This window comes from Streptomyces sp. NPDC002669 (assembly GCF_042889165.1).
Lineage (GTDB): Bacteria > Actinomycetota > Actinomycetes > Streptomycetales > Streptomycetaceae > Streptomyces.
This window is the reverse complement of sequence record NZ_JBIAQQ010000070.1, coordinates 1-3283: the sequence shown is the minus strand read 5'-3', so window position 1 is coordinate 3283 and position 3283 is coordinate 1. Positions and strand designations below refer to the sequence as shown.

Annotated in this window: 1 protein-coding gene; it reads left to right on the top strand. The window is 68.2% G+C overall.

Translation table 11 applies throughout. The features are described from left to right. The coding region (gene metH / locus ACFYW1_RS38915; protein ID WP_389004558.1) for a methionine synthase at positions 1-3283 on the top strand (3283 nt) is incomplete at both ends.

Here is a 3283-nt window from a genome sequence, read left to right as displayed (position 1 = left end):
GGGGGTGGACTGTGTCGAGACGAACACGTTCGGGGCGAATTCGTCTGCGCTGGGGGAGTACGGCATTGCCGGGCGGATTTTCGAGCTGTCCGAGGCGGGGGCGCGGATCGCGCGGGGGGTGGCCGATGAGTTCACCGTCTCGTCGGGGCGGCAGCGGTGGGTGCTGGGGTCGATGGGGCCGGGCACGAAGCTGCCGACGCTGGGGCACACCTCGTATGCGGGGCTGCGGGACGGGTTCCAGCAGAACGCCGAGGGGCTGATCGCCGGTGGTGCGGACGCGCTGATCATCGAGACGACGCAGGACCTGCTGCAGACCAAGGCGGCGGTGCTGGGTGCGCGGCGGGCGATGGAGGCGGCGGGCAGTGATCTGCTGGTGCTGTGCTCGCTGGCGTTCGAGACGACCGGGACGATGCTGCTGGGCTCGGAGATCGGTGCGGCGCTGACCGCGCTGGAGCCGCTGGGCATCGACATGATCGGGCTGAACTGCTCGACGGGGCCGGCCGAGATGAGCGAGCACCTGCGGTATCTGGCGCGCCATTCGCGGATCCCGTTGCTGTGCATGCCCAATGCGGGGCTGCCGGTGCTGACGAAGGACGGTGCGCATTTCCCGCTGGGGCCCAAGGGTCTGGCCGATGCGCAGGAGACGTTCGTGGGGGAGTACGGGCTGTCGTTGGTGGGGGGGTGCTGCGGGACGACGCCGGAGCATCTGCGCCAGTTGGTGGAGCGGGTGCGGGGGGTGCGGCCGGTGGTGCGGGATCCGCGGCCGGAGCCGGGCGCCGCCTCCCTCTACCAGACGGTGCCGTTTCGGCAGGACACCTCGTATCTGGCGATCGGTGAGCGGACCAATGCCAACGGGTCGAAGAAGTTCCGTGAGGCGATGCTGGAGGCCCGGTGGGACGACTGTGTGGAGATGGCCCGCGACCAGATCCGTGAGGGCGCGCACATGCTCGACCTCTGTGTCGACTACGTGGGCCGCGACGGGGTGGCGGACATGGAGGAGCTGGCCGGCCGCTTCGCGACCGCGTCCACCCTCCCGGTGGTGCTGGACTCCACGGAGCTGCCGGTGCTGCGGGCGGGGCTGGAGAAGCTGGGCGGGCGTGCGGTTCTGAACTCGGTGAACTACGAGGACGGCGACGGTCCCGAGTCCCGGTTCGCCAAGGTCACGGCTTTGGCCGCGGAGCACGGGGCGGCGCTGATCGCGCTGACGATCGACGAGGAGGGCCAGGCCCGCACCGTCGAGCACAAGGTCGCCGTCGCCGAACGCCTGATCACCGACCTGACGGCGAACTGGGGGATCCGGGAGTCGGACATCCTGATCGACTGCCTGACCTTCACGATCTGCACCGGGCAGGAGGAGTCCCGCAAGGACGGCATCGCCACGATCGAAGCGATCCGGGAGCTGAAGAAGCGCCACCCCCAGGTGCAGACCACGCTGGGCCTGTCCAACATCTCCTTCGGCCTGAACCCGGCCGCCCGCGTCGTTTTGAACTCCGTCTTCCTGGACGAGTGCGTCAGGGCCGGCCTGGACTCCGCGATCGTCCACGCCTCCAAGATCCTGCCCATCGCCCGCCTGGAGGAGGAACAGGTCAAGGTCGCCCTCGACCTGATCTACGACCGCCGCGCCGAGGGCTACGACCCGCTCCAGAAGCTCATGGAGCTGTTCGAGGGGGTCAGCACGAAGTCGATGAAGGCGGGCAAGGCCGAGGAACTGGCCGCCCTGCCCCTGGAGGAACGCCTCCAGCGGCGCATCATCGACGGCGAGAAGAACGGCCTGGAGGCCGACCTCGACCAGGCACTCACCACCACGCCCGCCCTGGACATCGTGAACAACACCCTCCTGGAGGGCATGAAGGTCGTCGGTGAGCTGTTCGGCTCCGGGCAGATGCAACTGCCCTTCGTCCTGCAGTCCGCCGAGGTGATGAAGACCGCGGTGGCCCATCTCGAACCGCACATGGAGAAGTCCGACGCCCAGGGCAAGGGCACCATCGTGCTGGCCACCGTCCGCGGCGACGTCCACGACATCGGCAAGAACCTCGTCGACATCATCCTGTCCAACAACGGCTACAACGTCGTCAACCTCGGCATCAAACAACCCGTCTCCGCGATCCTGGAAGCCGCACAGGAACACCGCGCCGACGTCATCGGCATGTCCGGCCTCCTGGTCAAATCCACCGTGATCATGAAGGAGAACCTCCAGGAGCTCAACCAGCGCAAACTGGCCGCCGACTTCCCCGTCATCCTCGGCGGCGCCGCCCTCACCCGCGCCTACGTCGAACAAGACCTCCACGAACTCTACGAGGGCGAAGTCCGCTACGCCCGCGACGCCTTCGAAGGACTGCGGCTGATGGACGCCCTGATCGCGGTCAAGCGCGGGGTTGCGGGCGCGGTCCTGCCCGAACTCAAGCAGCGCCGGGTGCCCAAGCGCGACACCGCGGTCCTGGAGGTCCAGGAGCCGGCCGAGGGCGTGCGCTCCGACGTCGCGGTCGACAACCCGGTCCCGACCCCCCCGTTCTGGGGAACCCGGGTCGTCAAGGGCATCCAGCTCAAGGAATACGCCTCCTGGCTCGACGAAGGAGCCCTCTTCAAGGGCCAATGGGGACTCAAGCAGGCCCGCACCGGCGACGGACCCACCTACGAAGAACTCGTGGAAACCGAGGGCCGCCCCCACCTGCGCGGCTGGCTCGACAAACTCCACACCGAAAACCTCCTGGAAGCAGCCGTCGTCCACGGCTACTTCCCCTGCGTCTCCAAGGGCGACGACCTCATCCTGCTCCACGAGGACGGCTCCGAACGCACCCGCTTCACCTTCCCCCGCCAGCGCCGCGGCCGCCGCCTGTGCCTCGCCGACTTCTTCCGCCCCGAAGAATCCGGCCACACCGACGTCGTCGGCCTCCAGGTCGTCACCATCGGCTCCCGCATCGGCGAGGAAACCGCCAAACTCTTCGAGGCCAACGCCTACCGCGACTACCTCGAACTCCACGGACTGTCCGTCCAACTCGCCGAAGCCCTCGCCGAATACTGGCACGCCCGCGTCCGCACCGAACTGGGCTTCGGCGCCGAGGACCCCGACAACGTCGAGGACATGTTCGCCCTGAAATACCGCGGCGCGCGCTTCTCCCTGGGCTACGGCGCCTGCCCCGACCTGGAGGACCGGGCCAAGATCGCCGAACTGCTCCGGCCCGAACGGATCGGGGTCCACCTCTCCGAAGAGTTCCAGCTCCACCCCGAACAGTCCACCGACGCGATCGTCATCCACCACCCCGAGGCCAAATACTTCAACGCG